The organism is Paraburkholderia sp. EG304 (assembly GCF_046543485.1).
GTDB classification, from domain to species: domain Bacteria; phylum Pseudomonadota; class Gammaproteobacteria; order Burkholderiales; family Burkholderiaceae; genus Paraburkholderia; species Paraburkholderia youngii.
This window is the reverse complement of sequence record NZ_JBKGUA010000006.1, coordinates 87,721-105,953: the sequence shown is the minus strand read 5'-3', so window position 1 is coordinate 105,953 and position 18,233 is coordinate 87,721. Positions and strand designations below refer to the sequence as shown.

12 protein-coding genes are annotated in these 18,233 nt (G+C 64.1%); 8 read left to right on the top strand and 4 right to left on the bottom strand.

Annotated features, from left to right (window positions below; genetic code table 11):
* Positions 1-182: 182 nt before the first annotated feature.
* From ACLFKU_RS09635 to ACLFKU_RS09600, 8 genes are all read left to right on the top strand, one after another.
* A complete protein-coding gene (locus ACLFKU_RS09635; protein ID WP_368582751.1) occupies positions 183-1,295 on the top strand; it encodes an AI-2E family transporter in 1,113 nt (370 codons plus the stop codon).
* A gap of 17 nt (positions 1,296-1,312) precedes the next feature.
* Positions 1,313-2,863 (top strand): efflux transporter outer membrane subunit, encoded by a 1,551-nt coding sequence (locus ACLFKU_RS09630; RefSeq protein WP_410848917.1) that lies wholly within the window; start codon positions 1,313-1,315, stop codon positions 2,861-2,863.
* Positions 2,860-3,996, top strand: a complete 1,137-nt coding sequence (locus tag ACLFKU_RS09625; protein WP_368582753.1) for an HlyD family secretion protein — start codon at positions 2,860-2,862, stop codon at positions 3,994-3,996. The genes ACLFKU_RS09630 and ACLFKU_RS09625 overlap by 4 nt, the downstream gene beginning before the upstream one ends.
* A 7-nt stretch (positions 3,997-4,003) precedes the next feature.
* On the top strand, positions 4,004-5,017 hold the full coding sequence (locus tag ACLFKU_RS09620; RefSeq protein WP_410848916.1) for a DUF2955 domain-containing protein: 1,014 nt from the start codon (positions 4,004-4,006) through the stop codon (positions 5,015-5,017).
* 52 nt (positions 5,018-5,069) lie between these two features.
* Positions 5,070-5,450 (top strand): potassium channel family protein, encoded by a 381-nt coding sequence (locus ACLFKU_RS09615; RefSeq protein ID WP_368582755.1) that lies wholly within the window; start codon positions 5,070-5,072, stop codon positions 5,448-5,450.
* A 123-nt stretch (positions 5,451-5,573) separates the two neighbouring features.
* Positions 5,574-8,264 carry an AAA family ATPase gene (locus tag ACLFKU_RS09610; RefSeq protein WP_410848915.1) on the top strand — a complete coding sequence of 897 codons (2,691 nt, stop codon included), beginning with the start codon at positions 5,574-5,576 and terminating at the stop codon, positions 8,262-8,264.
* Between the two features lie 220 nt (positions 8,265-8,484).
* Complete coding sequence (locus ACLFKU_RS09605; protein WP_410848914.1) at positions 8,485-10,221, top strand: SulP family inorganic anion transporter; 1,737 nt, start codon at positions 8,485-8,487, stop codon at positions 10,219-10,221.
* Positions 10,222-10,298: 77 nt separating this feature from the next.
* Complete coding sequence (locus ACLFKU_RS09600) at positions 10,299-11,753, top strand: DUF2252 domain-containing protein (protein ID WP_410848913.1); 1,455 nt, start codon at positions 10,299-10,301, stop codon at positions 11,751-11,753.
* A gap of 39 nt (positions 11,754-11,792) precedes the next feature.
* Here the strand turns inward: ACLFKU_RS09600 and ACLFKU_RS09595 are convergent, their stop codons facing one another.
* The 4 genes from ACLFKU_RS09595 to ACLFKU_RS09580 form a co-directional block, all read right to left on the bottom strand.
* A complete protein-coding gene (locus ACLFKU_RS09595; RefSeq protein WP_410848912.1) occupies positions 11,793-12,260 on the bottom strand; it encodes a DUF4440 domain-containing protein in 468 nt (155 codons plus the stop codon).
* 117 nt (positions 12,261-12,377) lie between these two features.
* Positions 12,378-14,474 (bottom strand): glycogen debranching protein GlgX, encoded by a 2,097-nt coding sequence (gene glgX, locus ACLFKU_RS09590; RefSeq protein ID WP_410848911.1) that lies wholly within the window; start codon positions 14,472-14,474, stop codon positions 12,378-12,380.
* Positions 14,464-16,959 carry a glycogen/starch/alpha-glucan phosphorylase gene (locus tag ACLFKU_RS09585; RefSeq protein ID WP_410848910.1) on the bottom strand — a complete coding sequence of 832 codons (2,496 nt, stop codon included), beginning with the start codon at positions 16,957-16,959 and terminating at the stop codon, positions 14,464-14,466. Before ACLFKU_RS09585 ends, glgX begins: the two co-directional genes overlap by 11 nt.
* Positions 16,960-17,245: 286 nt before the next feature.
* The gene (locus ACLFKU_RS09580; protein WP_410848909.1) at positions 17,246-18,205 is read right to left on the bottom strand and encodes an SOS response-associated peptidase family protein; all 960 of its coding nucleotides are present in this window, start codon (positions 18,203-18,205) and stop codon (positions 17,246-17,248) included.
* Positions 18,206-18,233 lie beyond the last annotated feature (28 nt).

Sequence of the window (18,233 nt, the reverse complement as noted above, 5' to 3'; positions counted from 1 at the left end):
AGTGAAACGCCGCGTTCTGTCGACGACAAGGCCGGCGCGATTCTCTTCCTGAAGATGCCGGAATTGCAGGCAGGCCTTGGTATTGGCGTCAAAAACGTTCCAGTGGGTTCGAGTTTTCGCGATTGCTGGCAAATCACGGTGTCGCCGCGCCACCGCGCCGCGACCTCGCCGGAGAGGAACCTATGCTGCTCACACCGCTTTCCCAACGCACGCCTGCGCGAGAGATGCTCGACGTGCTGATCCGCGCAGGACTCATTGCGATCCTGGCCGTGTTCTGCTTTCGGATCTTCGCGCCGTTTCTTAACCTGATGGCCTGGTCGGTGATTCTGGCGATCACGCTGTATCCGCTGCAGGTCCGTCTGCGCCATACGCTCGGCGGCAAGGATGGTCTGATCGCCACGCTGATCATCCTCGTCGCGTTTGCCGTGATTCTGGTGCCCACGTATGCATTGGGTCTCGCGGTCGCCGATTCGATCGAGAAATCGATAGCCATTGCGAAGAGCGGCAGCTTCCAGATTCCGCCTCCGGCCGAGTCGGTGGCGAGTTGGCCCATAGTCGGCCAGCGCGTGTACGACTTCTGGCTACAGGCATCGACGGACCTGACCGGCCTTGCGCATAAGTTCGCCCCGCAGCTGAAGGAGGCCGGCCTTGCCGTGCTGGCAACGGTGACGGGCCTCGGCGCCGGGCTGGTGATATTTTTTGTCGCGCTGATCATCGCTGGAATCCTGATGGCCCACGGTGAGAAGGGCTATCACAGCGCGGTGCAGATCGCCTCGCGCATCTCGGGACCCGAGAACGGGGTTCAGATCGCCGATCTGTGCACGGCGACGATTCGCGCGGTGGCTCAGGGCGTGGTGGGTATCGCGTTCATCCAGATGCTGCTGATCGGCATCGGCTTCATCGTGAAGGGCATACCCGGCGCGGGGCTGCTCGCGCTGGCCGTGCTGCTGCTCGGCATCATGCAACTGCCGGCCACGCTGATCACCATTCCGGTGATCGCCTTCGTGATCGTCACGGACGGTGTGAGCACCGCAAACATCATTTTCGCGGTTTATGTGTTCGTCGCGGGCCTCGCCGACAACGTGCTCAAACCCTTGATGCTGGGCCGCGGCGTTGCGGTGCCGATGCCCGTCGTGCTGATCGGAGCGCTCGGCGGCATGGTGACGGGCGGCGTGATCGGGCTATTCGTCGGGCCCGTGATGCTGGCCGTCGGTTATCAGCTGTTCTGGCGCTGGGTCCGTGACCAGCCGCAACCCGCGCAAGCCGCGCAGATCCACGAACAGAAGCAGACCTGAAGCGCGAGGATGGCTCCGTGTCACCGTTCACGCGTCCGTACGGGATCGCAGCGCTCTTGGGGGCGCTCGGCCTGAGCGGATGCATGCGGGTGGGTCCGGACTTCAAGCCGCAGCATGAAGCGTGGAGCGAGCACTGGAGTAGTGCGTCGATCACGCAGGTCACGCAGCAAAGCGCACAGCCCGACGTGCGCCAATGGTGGCTGATTTTCGGCGACCAGAATCTCGAACGTCTGATTGCGGAAGCCGACGCGAACAACGGCGACCTGAAGATCGCCGGACTGCGCGTGCTCGAGGCGCGCGCGCAGCTCGGCATCGCGCTCGCGGGACGCTATCCGCAGGTGCAGCAGGCGAGTGCCGATGTACTCGCGTCGGCGCGCAAGCGCTCGGGGGGCTCCAATCCGCGCTCGGGTCTCTTCGTGCAGTACGGCGCGGGTTTCGCGATCGGCTGGGAGCTGGATTTCTGGGGGCGTTTCAGCCGCGCGATCGAATCGGCCGACGCCGCGTTCTTCGCCGCGCAAGCGACCCGCGACGATGCGCTGGTTCTATTGCACGCCCAGGTCGCGGATACCTATTTCACGCTGCGGGTCGCACAGGCGCGGCTACGGATCGCGCGCGAGAACGCCCAGTTGCAAAAGCGCAGCTATGACATCGCTCAAAAGCTCTTCAAGGCCGGCGAATCCGATGAGCTCGACTTCCAGCAGGCAAAGACGCAGTACCTCGGGACACTGAGCAGCATCCCCGACCTCGAAAGCCAGATCGTGCTGGCGCGTCATGCGCTGTCGGTGCTGATCGGACGAGCGCCGGGTCCGCTGCCGGAACTCGACGTGCAGCCGGGCAAGGAAGGCGTAGTGCCGCTGGTGGATCATGCGGTGTTGCAGGACGTGCCGGCCGATCTGCTGTTGCGCCGCCCGGACGTTCGCGCGGCCGAGTATCAGATGGCTTCGCAGTCGGCGCTGATCGGCGTGGCCAAAGCGGATCTGTACCCGTCCATATCGTTGCTCGGCACGCTCACGTGGACCGCCAGTTCGCTCGCGGGCGCACCGAGCACACTGCTCTTTGCCGCGGGCCCGAGCGTCACGTGGAACGTGTTCGATTACGGCAGGATCACGAACAACGTGCGTGTCCAGGACGCGCGGCTGCAAGAGTTGACGGTCGCCTATCAGAACACGGTGCGCGAGGCGGCGCGCGAGGCCGACGATGCCGCGACCGCGCTGATCGCCGCGTTGCAGCGCGACACCATTCTGAATGACGCGCAACGCGCGGCGCGGCGCTCGCTGACCCTCGCCAATACGATCTATCGGGAAGGGTATTCGGACTTCCAGCGGGTGCTCGATGCGCAGCGCGCGCTGTTCGCGCAGCAGGACGCGTACGTGGTCAATCGCAGCAATGCGCTCGGCAGTGTGATCGCGCTTTACAAGGCGCTCGGAGGCGGCTGGGAGACCGAACAGCCGCTCGTCGATGCGGCGACGCGCGCGCAGATGCGGCAACGCACGGATTGGGGCGACCTGCTCGACGAAACGGCGCGGACTTCCGGTATGCCGGCGCAGGCCGAAGGGGCGTCACGATGAGCGATACCCAGGATACCCGCGAGCCGCAAACCGCCGCTTCGCCGAAGTCGCCGACGCCTGCCGCGGACCCTTCGCGTAGGGCGGTCAAGGTGGTCGTCTGTCTGATCGTGCTAAGCCTGATCTGGTATCTGCTCGCCGACCGTTTCACGCCGTATACGCAGCAGGCGCGGATTCAGGCCTATGTCGTGCCCGTCGCCGCAGAGGTGTCGGGGCGCGTGACCCGGGTGTTCGTCCACAACAACCAGGATGTCAACGCGGGGGACGTGCTGTTCGAAGTCGATAGCGAGCCCTACCGCATTGCCGCCGACCGCGCGCGCGCCGATCTGGAGTCCACGCGCCGTCAGGTCGGGGCCAGCACGGCCGGTATCGAGTCGGCTCTCGCGGCGTTGCGGGCCGCCATCGCGAACGAGGTCAAGGCGCGCCAGGACAGCGACCGTCTCGAGCGGCTCTATCGTGAAGACGAGGGCACCGTTTCGCTGCGACGTCTCGAGGTCGCGCGGGCGACGCATGCACAGGCGCTAAGCCAGGTCGACGGAGCGCGTGCCGAGGTCGAGCGCGCGCGGGAGCAGCAGGGCGGACACGAGGCGGAAAACGCTCAGTTGCGCAGCGCCGCCAGCGCATTGGAGAAGGCCGAACTCGATCTCGCGAATGCGCGGGTCAGGGCCCGTTCGAGCGGCGTCGTAACCGATTTGCGCACGGAAGTCGGTCAGTTCGCGGCGGCGGGCAATCCGGTGATGACGCTGATCGCGATCCGGGACGTGTGGGTTAGCGCCGACATGACGGAGAACAATCTGGGTCATCTGAAACCCGGCACGCGTGTCGAGATCGCATTGGACGTGCTGCCCGGTGAAGTGTTCGACGGGCGGGTTCGCAGTGTCGGCTACGGCGTGAGCGTGGGACAGACCACGCCGGCCGGCAGCCTGCCCACCGTGCAGAATAGCCGCGACTGGCTGCGTCCCGCGCAACGCTTTCCGGTGATCGTCGAATTCGACGACAGCGAGCGCGCGCGCCTGCGCGATCTGCGGGTGGGCGGGCAGGCCGAAGTGATGGCGTTTCCGACCCAGGGCAATCCGCTCAATCCGCTGGGACACGCGTTCATCCGGCTGATGAGCTGGCTTTCTTATGTCTATTGAGAAGCCCATGCAGCTCGTGACCCAGCGCCTCGGTTATCGCGCGATACGTGTTGCGCTGGGAACGGCGATCGCTGTTGCGGTCAGCTTTGGACTCGATTTCCCGATCCCGGTCGTCGCGCCGGTATTCACGGTCTTTTTGCTGGCCACGCAGAATCGGCCGCTGTCGTTGAAGGCTGGCGTGATTCTGTCGCTGGTCGTCGCATCGACCACCGGCAGCGGCTTGCTGCTGGTTCCGTTGCTGCGTCACTACGCGCTGGCCGGCGTGATGATCGTCGGCCTGATGTTGTTCTTCGCGTTTCGTTATGGCTTGCGCGGCGGCAACAATCTCGTCGCCACTTTTCTGGTCGCGGGACTGACGATGATTTCCGCCGCGGGCACGGCCGACTTCGAGCTGGCATTGACGGTCGTCGGCGCGCTGGCGAAGGGGCTGCTGCTGGCCGTGCTGGTGTCGACGCTCACGCACAGCTTGTTTCCCGAGCGCATGGATGCACGAGAACAGCCCGCCGCGGCAGCGATGGCACAGGACAAGGCGGCCTATATCGCGCTGCGTGCCGCGCTCGTCGTGATGCCGGCCTATCTGCTCGCGATGACCGATCCGGCGAATTACATGCCGATCATCATGAAGTCGGTCAGCCTCGGCAGACAAACCTGCACGACCTCGGCTCGCGGCGCCGCACGCGATCTGATCGGCTCGACGCTGCTCGGCGGTCTGCTTGCCATCGCCTTCTGGTTTGCGCTGAGGCTGTTCGTGCATCTGTGGATGTTCTTTCTGTGGATGCTGCTGTTCGGTCTGCTGGTGGGGCGCAAACTCTACGGCCTGCAACCGACGCGTTGCTCGCCGGGATTCTGGCTGAACAGTCTCGTGACGATGATCATTCTGCTCGGGCAATCGGTGCAGGACAGCGTGGCGGGCAAGGATGTCTACACCGCCTTTGCCGTGCGAATGGGGCTCTTTCTGGCCGTCACGGTCTACGCATGTTTGATGCTTCTGCTTTTCGAGCAACACCGCCGTGTGGAGTGAGGCGGTGCGTCATGCCGCAAAGCCGGCCCGGTGATCGCAACAGGAGCGTGCAATGGGAAATGCGACAGGCGAAGGCGCGGGCCGACCCCGGGCCGGCGAGATCCTGAAGGAAATGGCGATCACCGTGTGGTATCTGCGAGCGATTCTGATCGGCCTGCTTCTGCTATTCGTGCTGCTGACCATCGGCATGTACTACTGGGGCGCGCCTGTCGAGACCGCGAACCGCACACCGTCGCCACTGGGCGAAACCGTGTACTTCTGTGCGATCACGGCGCTTACTATCGGGTACGGCGACGTGGTGCCCACTTCGTCGTTTGGCCGGATCGACGCCGCATGCCTCGGGCTGATCGGCGTGGTCTTCACCGGCTTGATCGTGGCCGCCGCTGTGCGCGGGGTGCAGGAGGCCGCGCATCGGGCGCAAAGGATCGGATAGCGAGGTAAGGTATCGCGGGCGGGCAGAGTCCGGCCGTGCATGTCGGCGTCGCCGTCGCCGGGAAGACGGGCTGGCGCGCGGAATGCTTCCCTCGAAGTCTTGACGCAATGGAGACGACACACAATGGCACGCTTGCTTTGCGATATCTGCGGTGTCCGGCCGGCGACGGTGCGGCTTGCGGTACTTCAGAACAACCAGCGTCAGGTGCTCGACGTCTGTGATTTTCACTACGCGCAACTGACCCGCCATCAACGCTCTATTTCGCCGCTGGAAGCGCTGTTTCGCGCGCAGGCATCGGCCCAGGAGCCGTCCGCTGCCGATCCGTATGCCGCGCAGCAGCCCGTCGAAGGCGGCGAGGCGTTCAGCATCGAGCGGCATTTCAGCGACGTCGCGATGGAGATGCTGCAGCGCGCCGCTGAAACCGCGGCACAGTTCGGCCGTCGCGAGGTCGATACCGAACACCTGCTGTACGTGCTCGCCGACCATGCGGCCGTCGAAGCAATCCTCGCTTCGCTCGGCGTGAAGGGGAGCGATTTGCGCGCGTATATCGATGCGAACGCGGAGAAGCGCGAGCCCGCCGCACCGAGCCCGCGCGAGCCGATGGGCGTCTCGCCGCGACTGAAGAGCGCGCTCGATCGCGCGTTCCTGGCGTCCCGCCAACTGGGTCACAGCTCGGTCGGCGCCGAACATCTGCTGATCGGTCTGGCCGAAGTGCCGGAGAGCTTTGCGGGGCAACTGCTGGGCCGGCTCGGGGTTCAGGCGCCGGCGCTGCGTCAGCAGACGCTGCGCGCGGCCGGTGTGCAGAAGCCAGCGGCGCCGCGCCAACCGTCGCGCACGCCGCAGCTCGACAAGCACAGCCGGGACCTGACGGTACTGGCGCGCGAAGGCCGGCTCGACCCCGTGATCGGAAGGTCCAGCGAAATCGAAACGATGGTCGAAGTGCTCGCGCGCCGGCGCAAGAACAACCCGGTGCTGATCGGCGAGCCCGGCGTCGGCAAAACGGCGGTCGTCGAAGGGCTGGCACAGCGGATGGTCAACGGTGACGTGCCGGAGTCGCTGCGCAACAAGCGGCTCGTCGAGCTCAACGTGAATTCGATCGTCGCGGGCGCGAAGTATCGGGGCGAATTCGAAGAGCGCGTGAAGCAGGTGATCGACGAAGTGCTGGAAAACCAGGAATCGCTGGTGCTGTTCGTCGATGAAGTGCATACGATCGTCGGCGCGGGGCAGGGCGGTGGCGAAGGCGGTCTCGACATCGCCAACGTGTTCAAGCCGCCGATGGCGCGCGGCGAACTCAATCTGATCGGCGCAACGACGCTCGCCGAATATCAGAAGTACATCGAAAAGGATGCGGCGCTCGAGCGGCGCTTTCAGCCGGTGCTGATCGCCGAGCCGTCCGTCGTGCAGACCATCAACATTCTGCGCGGACTGCGCGACCGGCTGGAGGCGCATCACAAGGTGACGATCCAGGACGATGCGATCGTCGGCGCGGCGGAGTTGTCGGATCGCTATATCTCCGGGCGCTTTCTGCCCGACAAGGCAATCGACCTGATCGATCAGGCCGCGGCGCGTGTCAATCTGTCGTCGACGTCGCGTCCCGCCGCCGTGCTCGAACTCGAAGCGGAAATCGGTCAATTGCGCCGCGAGCAGGACTATGCGGCATCGCGCAAGCAATTCGATCGCGCGCATGCGCTCGGCAGCGAGATCACCGCGAAGGAAGAGCAGCTGCGCGAGTCGACCGACGCGTGGAAGAAGAGCATCGGCACCCACACATCGCATGTGAGTATCGGGCAGGTCGCCGAAATCGTCGCGCGGCTCACCGGCATTCCCGTCGTGCAGTTGACGGCCGAGGAAAAGGAGCGGCTTCTGAATATGGAGCAGCGCTTGCATCAGCGCGTGATCGGCCAGGATGAAGCCGTCGTGGCCGTCAGCGATGCCGTGCGGCGCGCGCGTGCCGGCTTGCAGGCGCGGCACCGGCCCACGGCCGTGTTTCTGTTTCTGGGGCCGACCGGTGTCGGCAAGACCGAGCTGGCGAAAGCGCTCGCCGAAGTCGTGTTCGGCGACGAGGATGCGATGCTGCGCTTCGACATGAGCGAATACATGGAGCGTCATACCGTCGCGCGTTTGATCGGTTCGCCGCCGGGATACGTCGGCTACGAAGAGGGCGGGCAACTGACCGAACGCGTGCGGCGCAGACCGTACAGCGTGATCCTGCTCGACGAAATCGAGAAGGCGCATCCGGACGTGTACAACGTACTGCTGCAGGTTTTCGACGATGGACGCCTGACGGACGGCAAAGGACGCGTCGTCGATTTCAGCAATACGCTGATCATCGCGACGAGCAATCTCGCGTCCGACGTGATCACCGGACAGAACCGCACGGGGCCCGGATTTTTCAGCCAGGCGGGTTCCGTCAGCGTGGAAAGCGGCGTGATGAACGTGCTGCGGCAGCATTTCAGGCCGGAGTTCCTGAACCGGATCGACGACATCATCGTGTTCAAGTCGCTGGGCCGCGACGAGACGCGTCAGATCGTGCGGATTCTGCTGGAGCAGGTGCGGCGCATTGCCAGCAGTCAGGACATCGAGCTGAGCTTCGACGACTCGCTCATCGACCATCTCGCGACCGAGGGCTACCGGCCCGAGTTCGGCGCGCGCGAACTGCGCCGGCAGATCCAGCAGCGCGTCGAGAATCCGTTGGCGAAGGCGCTGATCAATGGCGAAATCGGTGAAGGGATGCGGGTGGTTTGCCGCTACGATTCGCAGGAGCAGCGGGTGGCGTTCGAGCCGGTCTCCGAAGCAGGGGGATCATCGTCGTAGAAGGCGATCGAAACGCTTACAGAGCCTCCTCGCTGGGGGCTCTCGGCTATTGACTACCGGCGCGAAAAGGGGGAGCTTGTCTGTTTGGTTCAGGTTCGCTGTTGTCTCGATCAGTTCGACTATCCGAGGTGACCATGTGGATCTTGCGTTTAGGGCCGGCCATCCTTAACCGGTCCAATACCTCCGTCGGCAAGGTCACGACCTGAGTGGAGGTGGACACATGAAACCAGCGGCTTCCACGCGCTCTCATCTGCATCACTCGCCGTTTCTGCAAGGGCTTTTGCCCTTCAATTCCTCTCAACTGCCGCGCGACATCATCGCCGGGCTCACGCTGGCGGCACTCGGCATACCCGAGGTGATGGGATACACGAAGATATCCGGCACGCCCACCGTCACGGGTCTTTATACGATCCTGTTGCCGCTGGTGGCGTTCGCGGTTCTGGGTGCTTCGCGTCAACTGGTAGTCGCGGCGGACTCCGCGACGGCCGCGATCCTCGCCGGTACGCTGACGAGCGTCGCTGCATTGGGCAGCAAGGAATACATCGGCCTGACGAGCACGGTGGCCCTGACGGTCGCCGTGATGCTGGTGATCGCGCGTATCTTCCGGCTCGGCTTTCTGGCCGACTTTCTTTCACGTAGCGCGTTGATCGGCTTTCTGACGGGGGTAGGCGTGCAGGTCGCGGCGGGGGAACTCGCCGGGCTGCTCGGGCTCGCGAAGCACGGGCATGGCCCCGTCATGCAACTGGTGAGCGTGGTGCAACGTGTGGCCGAGGCGAACTATCCGACCACGCTCCTTTCGCTTGTCGTGCTCGCGGTGATCATCGGCTGCAAGCGTCTCGCGCCGCATGCGCCCGGCGCGCTGATCGCCGTGATCGGCTCCATCGTGGCGAGCGGGGTCTTTAATTTCGCCGGGCATGGCATCGCGGTGACGGGTGAAGTGCCCGGCGGACTGCCGTCGCTGTTCGTGCCGCCGTTGCACATGAGCGAGATCAACCAGGTGCTGGCGACGGCCGCCTCGTGCTTCATCGTCATCATCGCGCAGAGCGCGGCGACCGCGCGTGCCTACGCGACCCGCAACAACGAGAAGGGCGACGATAACGCCGACATCATCGGACTCGCGGCGGCGAACGCGGCCGCCGCGTTCACCGGCACCTTCGTCGTGAACGGTAGTCCGACCAAGACCGAGATCATCGACGACGCGGGAGGACGCACCCAGCTCGCCCATCTGACCACAGCCGTGATCGTGATGCTGGTGCTGCTGTTCCTCACGAGGCCGCTCAGCCTGATGCCGGCCGCCGTGCTGTCGGCAATCGTCTTCATGATCGGTGTGAAGCTGATCGACGTGAAGGGGATGGCCGAACTGTTTCGCATGCAGAAGGACGAATTCGTCGTTGCGTTGCTCGCGGCGGGCGTGGTCGTGTTCGTCGACGTGATGCACGGCATTCTCGCTGCCGTCGTGTTGTCGCTGATCGCGCATGCGCGGCATAGCTATCGGCTGCGCACGCGTGTGTTGACGCGCGGCCCCACCGGCCACTGGATTCCCCATCACGTCGAGCCGAACCTGCTCGCGGCACCCGGCATCGTCATCTACCGGTTCGAAGCGGATCTGTTCTATGCGAACACGGGGCGCTTCACCGAGGAAGTGCTGAAACTCGTCAACGAGGCGAGCGTTCCGTTGCGCTGGGTCGTGATCGACGCAACCGAGATCAGCAATATCGACTACACGGCAGGCAAGACCTTGCTCCAGCTAGGTGCGGAACTCGACCAGCGCGGCATGGGTATCGCCGTGGTCGCGGTGCCGGCTGGCGTGCGGCACGAACTCGAGCGGTACAAGGCGCTGCGGGTGAGCGGCGCGCATCGCGAGATCTTCGAGACGGTCGATGCGGCGATCGACGCACTGCGCGATCTGTCGCCGCCCGCGTGGGCGGCTGCACCGGACGCCGACAAGCCGCGATGAAGCAAAGCGAGCGAAGGCGAGTGAAGGAAGTGAGATGACAAGGCCGCTTGATCCCCGATCCGAAAAAGGAGTGACGCGTGTCTGATTCCGCTGCTGAGAAGTCCATCCAACCCGCCATGGATCACGCCGATCCGAAGACGCTGGCGGCACAGGAAGATCCGTCCATGCTGTTCGCCGGGCGGGGCTCGCTGGCCGCGCGCATGGAGCAGGGCAAGGCGGCGCGCAAGAAGGCGCCGCGCGCGCAGCTGGGAATCTGCAGGATCGCCGATCGCGATCCGATCGCTCTGCTCGATGCGTCCAATGTGGGCCGGGTGCCGGAGCTGATACCGATCCGCTACGGTCGGATGGTCGCGAGTCCGTTCGCGTTCTATCGGGGTGCCGCGCCGCTGATGGCGCACGACCTGTCGAAGCTCCCGCATTCGAACGTGACCGTGCAATTGGGCGGCGACGCGCATCTCGCAAATTTCGGGCTTTTCGCGAGTCCTGAACGGCGCATTCTTTTCGGCCCCAACGACTTCGACGAAACCCTGCCGGGTCCGTTCGACTGGGACGTGCGCAGGCTCGCCGCTTCGTTCGTGATTGCCGCGCGCGAACGCGGCTTTGCGATGCGCGACCAGCGCGCGGTGGTACGCCGGCTCTGCGAGACCTTCCGGCAACGGCTCGCCGGATTGAGCAGCATGGACACGCTCGACGTCTGGTATTGCCAGTTCAAGGCAGCGAGCATGCTGGCGATTGCCGATTCGGTGGAGGAAAGGCGGAAAGAACTGGCGGTCATCGAAAAGGCGAGGCAGCAGTCATCACGTTCGGTGCTGACTCACGCGACCGAGCTTGTCAACGGCAAGCTGCGCATCAAGGACTCGCCCCCGCTCGTGTACCACGTGCCGCTCGAGAGCAAGCACGACCAGAAACAGTACCAAACGCTGGTACGGCGCTTCTTCGCCGACTATCGGCTGACGCTTCCCGATGACAGGCGCGCACTATTCGATCGCTATGAACTGGTGGATATCGCCATTCGCGTGGTGGGCATCGGCTCGGTGGGAACGCGTTGCTACGAGACGCTCTTCATGGCCGACGGAGAATGCCCGCTGTTCCTGCAACTGAAGGAGGCACGGGCTTCCGTGCTGGAGGAGTATCTGGGGCCCAGCCGCTATGCCAATCACGGCCAGCGCGTGGTGAGCGGGCAGCGTTTGCTGCAGTCGGCCAGCGACATTTTCCTCGGCTGGTCGAAGATGCATCACACCGGCAACGACTTCTATGTGCGGCAATTGCGCGACATGAAGGGCGCGTTCGATTTCACCACGTTCGACGTCGAAGATCTGGGCGAATACGCGGTGTCCTGCGCTCACGCGCTGGCGCATTCGATGGCGAAAGCAGGCGACCCCGCATTGCTCAGCGGATATGTCGGCAAGTCGGACGCATTCGACGAAGCCGTCGTGCAATTCGCGCTCGCTTATGCCGAACAGAATGAGGCGGACTGGACGGTTCTGAAAGCGGCAGTCAAGGCGGGACGTATTCAGGTCGTTCGTGAGTGAGGTTCAAGTCCCAGCCTGATTTTTTCTCAACCACATCGCCTAATTGCCTTCCGGCATTTTCGACGAATGATGGCTGGTAATCAGCCACTTGTGCCCATTCCACGCGTAGGTGAACGTATAGCGCGCCTTGACGACGGAACCGTCCGCGAACTTGAACGTATAGAGCCCCGAGTCGATCGCCGTATTGCATTCGATCATGATGTCGCGGAAGTCGATCGTGCCGACCGGTTTGTTTTCGAGGAAGTGTTTGAAATAGTCGAGCTTTTCGTCGGCGGTCAAACGCGGCTTGTTCGAGACGGTCGGCAACAGGATCGAGTTCGGCGCGTAGTTCGCGACGACCTTCTGCGGGTCGCCGGTCTTCAGCGAGTCGTTCCAGCGATCGAACAGTGCGGAAATCTGCATCTCCGACGCGGGATGGCACGCTTCGGACCTCGCGAATGCGCTGCCATGCACCACGACCGCGACCGTCGCGAGGATGACGGACGGCCCATATACGCTGATTTTCATGATGCCCTTCGCGATGGGTGGCCGGTGGGTTGTTCCGCCAGTAGATCGAAACCGCGCGCCGCATATCCGCCACAGCATCGACATTAGAGGACAACCGACCGGGTAATTTGGATAACTTCAGCTCGCTTCTTCCAGGACCACGACACTGCGCGCTTCCACGCGACATTGCTCGCTTTCGATGGCGCCCTGCTGCGCAGCTTCCACGATGTCATCGGGACTATCGCGCGCGGTATCGACGATACGCCGCCAGTGCCGCGCGTCTGGCGCGGGCAACTCGACCGTGCGCGCGCGATCGCTCATGTTGAACACCATGTGCAGTGCCGGCTCGCCGGGTTTTTCGCCGCCCAGCGTGACGGCGAGAAGCCGCGCGCCGGCATCGTGCCAGCCGGGCTCGTTCAGGCGCTCGCCATGCCATGCGACATCCGGCCGGGTTTGCCCGGGCGATGGCCGGCCGGTCAGGAAATTTTGCCGGCGCAAACTTGCGTGGCGCATGTGCAGCGCAATCAATTCACGCACGAAGCGCGACATGGCCGAGCCGGCTTCAGTGGGTGTCCAGTCGAACCAGCTGAGCGCGTTGTCCTGACAATAGGCGTTGTTGTTGCCGCGCTGGCTGCGCAGCACCTCGTCGCCGGCGAGCATCATCGGCACGCCCTGGCTCAGGAACAGGATGGCCATCAGGTTGCGCGCCTGGCGCAGCCGCAGTGCGAGAATCGTCGGGTCGGGGGTCTCGCCCTCGGCCCCGCAGTTCCACGACAGGTTATTGGAGTTGCCGTCGCGATTCGCGTCGCCATTGACCTCGTTGAGTTTCGTCTCGTAGCTCACCAGATCGATCAGCGTGAAACCGTCGTGGCAGGTGACGAAGTTGATGCTGTTGTCGGGCAGCCTGCCGTCGTCCGCATACAGGTCCGAGCTGCCCGCGATGCAGGTGGCGACTTCCCCGATGAGGCCCGGGTCACCGCGCACGAAACGGCGAATCACGTCCCGATAGCGGCCGTTCCACTCGGCCCACGCCATGCCGGGAAAGGCGCCGACCTGGTACATGCCGGCGGCGTCCCACGCTTCCGCGATCAACGGCACGCGCGCGAGCACACGCGAAGACTCCATCGCCCAGGGCAGCGGTGGATCGGCCATCAGCTCGCCGTGCTGGTCGCGCGCGAACACACTTGCCAGATCGAACCGGAAACCGTCGACGCCCAGCTCCTCCACCCAGTATTCGAGGCAGTGAACGATGAACGCCGTCACCAGCGGGTGGTTGCAATTGACCGTGTTCCCGCAGCCGGTGTAATCCCGATAGCGACGCCGGTCGGCCTCGTCGAGGTGGTAGAAGATATCGTTGACGAGGCCCTTGAAGTTGATGACGGGTCCCGTCTCGCCCGCTTCCGCCGTATGGTTGAACACGACGTCGAGCAGCACCCCGATGCCCGCGGCGTGCATCGCGTCGGTGAGCGCGCGAAACTCCTGCGGCGCGCGCGCGGGGTCCAGGCAGTAGCGAGGATGCGGGCTGTAGAAGCTATGCGTGCTGTAGCCCCAGTAGTTGATCAGGCCGAGGGCTGCTGCCCCGGGCGGAACGTCCTGCTCGTCGAAGGCCATCACCGGCAGCAGCTCGACGTGGGTCACGCCGAGTTGCGCGAGATACGGAATCTTCTCGATCAGGCCGGCGAAGGTGCCGGGATGCTGGACGCCGCTCGACGGATGACGCGTGAAGCCGCCCACGTGCAGCTCGTAGATGATCGCGTTGTCGAGGCCGCGCGAGATCCGGTTGGGGGGCGCGCGCAGCGGTTCCGTCACGATCGCGCGGTGCGTGGCGTGCGCGTTGGGGTTCGGGTCGCCGGCCGGACGCCGTGTCCACAGAACGTCGCTGACCGCGCGGGCATACGGATCGAGGAGTTCGCGCTCGGGATCGAACGCGGAGCCGCCGGACTGCGTATCGCGCGGACCATCCACTCGCCACGTGTAGTGCGTGCCGAACGGCAGTCCTTCCACCATCACATGCCAGAAGAAGAAGGTTCGATTCTCATCGGTACAAAGAGGGACGATCTGAAACGGCTCCGGGCTGTCGGCGGCCTCGTACAGCAATAGCTCGACGCGCGTCGCGTAGCGGCAGAAGATGCAGAAATTGATGCCCCCGGGCACCACGCTGACACCCGTCGGAAACCGCGAGCCGGGGCGAACCGCATGAGCACGCAGCAATGCCGTTTCAGGGTCATTGGTCAAGGGTGATCCTTATCGGGCAGATCCTCCAGATCTTCTTGCAGTATTCGCCGATGGCCCGGTCGGAGGAGAACTTGCCCGAGCGCGCGGTGTTCATGATCGACATGCGGGTCCAGCGCCCCGTGTCCTGCCAGGCGGCGCTGACGTCGTCCTGACGCGCCACGTAGGCGGCGTAGTCGGCGAGCACCAGAAACGGGTCCGAGTGCAGCAGATTGTCGACGAGCGGGCGGAACATCTCACGGTCGCCGCGCGAGAAATGACCGTCGGCGATCAGTTGCAGCACTTCGCCCAGTTCCGCGTTGTCCTTCACGTAGTCCGCGGGGTGATAACCCGCGCGCTTCACGCCTGCCACTTCGTCGGCGGTCAGGCCGAACAGGAAGAAGTTTTCGTCGCCGACTTCTTCGCGGATTTCGACGTTGGCGCCGTCGAGCGTGCCGATCGTGAGCGCGCCGTTCATCATGAACTTCATGTTGCCGGTACCAGACGCCTCCTTGCCGGCCGTCGAAATCTGCTCGGACAGATCGGCGGCGGGGTAGATGAAGTGGGCATTCTTCACGTTGAAGTCCGGATAGAACACGACCTTCAGCCGGCCGTTCACGACCGGGTCGTTATTCACGACTTCGGCGATGCCGTTGATCAAACGGATGATCAGCTTGGCCATCACATAGCCGGGCGCGGCCTTGCCGCCGAAGACGAAGCAGCGCGGCGTCAGCGCGAGTTGTGGATCGCGCAGCAGGCGCCGGTACAGTGTGACGATCAGCAACGCGTTCAGATGTTGCCGCTTGTATTCGTGGATGCGCTTGACCTGCACGTCGAACAGCGCGGCAGTGTCGACGCCGATGCCGGTGACGCGGCGGATATGCTCGGCGAGCACCTCCTTGTTCGACTGCTTCACGCTGCGCCAACGCTGCTGGAACGCGGCGTCGTCGGCATAGGCTTCGAGCTTGCGCAAACGCGAAAGATCCGTGACCCAGCCAGCGCCGATGGTCTCGTCGAGCAGCCGCGCGAGGCCCGGATTGCAAAGCAGCAGGAAGCGGCGCGGCGTGACGCCGTTGGTGACGTTGTGAAAGCGCTCGGGCCACAATTCGGCGAAGTCCCGCAGCACGGTCTGCTTGAGCAGCCCGGAATGCAGTTCGGCCACGCCGTTGATCGCGTGGGCGCCGACCGTCGCGAGATGCGCCATGCGCACGAGCTTGTCTCCGCGCTCGTCGATCAGCGACATGCGTGCGATGCGCGCTTCATCGCCCGGAAAGCGTTGCCGGACTTCGTCGAGGAAACGCCGGTTGATCTCGTAGATGATTTCGAGCAGGCGCGGCAGCAGGTTGCGCATCAGCGGCAGCCCCCAGGTTTCAAGCGCTTCGGGCAGCAGCGTGTGATTGGTGTACGCGAGCGCGCGCCGCGTGATGTCCCAGGCCTCGTCCCACGGCAGCTCCTTGTCGTCCACCAGCAGACGCATCAGCTCGGCGACCGCGATCGACGGATGCGTATCGTTCAGCTGCACGTTGAACAGATCCGCGAAGTGTCCGAGCGGTTCGCCCTTGATTTCGAGCAGCCGCAGCATGTCCTGCAGCGAGCACGACACGAAGAAATATTGCTGCGCGAGACGCAGGCGCTTGCCGATCTCGGGCTCGTCGTTCGGATACAGCACCTTCGATAGCGTCTCGGAGATCACCTTTTCGTTGACGGCCTCGTAATAGTCGCCGGCGTTGAAGTCCTGCAGGTCGAACGACTCGACCGCCTCGCTTTTCCACAGCCGCAAGGTGTTGCAGGTGTTCACGCGATAGCCGGGCATCGGGATGTCGCACGCTACGCCTTTGACCTGCCGCGTGGGGGTCCAGCGCACACGCAGATGCCCGCGTGCATCGGTCTCGTTGTGCGTGCTGCCGCCGAACCCGACGTAGTACGCCACCTCGGCGCGCACGATCTCCCACGGATTGCCTCTTTGCAGCCACTTGTCGGTGGTTTCGACCTGCCAGCCGTCGCGAATCTGCTGGTCGAAGATGCCGAACTCGTAGCGGATGCCATAGCCGATGGCCGGGATTTCCAGCGTCGCGAGCGAATCCAGATAGCAGGCCGCGAGCCGGCCCAGCCCGCCATTGCCGAGCCCCGGCTCCTCCTCGATCTCGAGCAGCGTATCCAGGTCGACGCCGAGCGAGGCCAGCGCTTCACGCGCGTTGGCCTCGATGTCGAGGTTGGCGAGATTGTTGCCGAGTTGCGGGCCGATCAGGAATTCGGCGGAAAGGTAGCAGGCTACGCGCGCATCGTTGACGGCGTAGGTCTGGACGGAGGCGGCCCAGCGCGCCAGCATGCGGTCGCGCACACTGTAGGCGAGCGCCATGTACCAGTCGTGCGGCGAAGCGATGGCGGGATAGCGGCCGAGCAGACACAGCAGATTGTCGAGCACGCCGCGCTGCAGCGCGGCGGCGCTCAGGCCGGTGCGCGCCGCATCCGTGCTTTGCGGCGTGGTCGTGGTGGGAGCATCGTCCATGGAGCTTTCCCCGGTGCGTGCTGCGCGTGAGGTTCAGAAGGGCCGGACCCAGTCGGCGACCCCGGCGCGGTCCGTGGCGTGGGATGCGCATGGTGCAGGCGTGTCGGGCGCGCTGCGCAGGCGCTTCGATGATTGACGAAGTCCGGATCGCACCTGTAAGCGAACTTCTACGTCCGGGCATTTTTTGCCAGCCGACGAAGATTCATAACGCAGAATATGTTACTGCGCGAAGATTGCAAGGATGATCCGGCACCGTATTGCGCGGCCTGGAAAACCGCCTCTGGTATCAGGCCGCGATCCGATGTTCGTAGAACGGCCGGTCCCGATCGTCGAGAATCGCGTACAGCGTTGCCAGGTCGCGCGGATCGGGATTCAACCATGCGTCGATATGCTCGGGCTTGATCGGAATGATGCAGCGATCATGGCCGGCGGCGGCAATCTCGGGTGGCGGATCATCGGTGATGGCGGCGAAGGACAAGAGATCGGGCTCGCCTTTGCCGCTCCAGCGTGACCATAGGCATGCGACCAGCATGTCGTGAGGCGGATTGGGGCTGAACTCCAGCCGGACGTTTTCATCTTTGTCGCCGGGCGCCAGTTCACGGCCTTCCATCCGCGCGCGCGATACGTTCTCATAGAACGAACTGGCCAGCACGAGTCCGTGCGAGTAGCCGAATAGTGTTTTCCAGAAACCTTCGAGACTGTCCCGACGAGCGTTGTAGGTGCCCGGATAGCGGGTGTCGTACGATGCGGGCTTGCCGGCGAGGCGGCACTGATAGCGCATCGGTTTGACGACGCGCTGGCCGTTTTCCATCACCAGTACCGGCGCGTAGTAGCCTGGAAAGATGCGCGAGTCGGCTGCTTTGGGATCGACCCGGCGGAGGTCGTCGAGGCGTTCGAGCGTGCGGTCGATCTTGTCTTTGGCGATCCGTTGGCTCTCGGTCGCCGCTTTGGTGACTTTGGTCTGCAAGGAGCGCTCGGCATCGGCGAAGCGGGTGCGCTGTTTGAACAGTTCCTGTTCGAGCTTTGCGGTCTGCTGCGACCGGAAGCGTTCGATCAGCGCCCAGACTTCCCGTTCCGCGTCGGACTGCGGTTCCGAGAAGGCGTCTTCCATCGCTTTGGGAATCCTGGCCTGATTGTCCTCAGCGCGTTCGAAGAAAAGCCGCGCGAATTCCTCGATGCTCATCTGCGCGCCGAACATGCGGACGTAGCGCCGGTAGTCCGCCAGAATTTGAGCCGAATAGCACATGGATGCCCTCCGTTTGCTGTTCCGATGA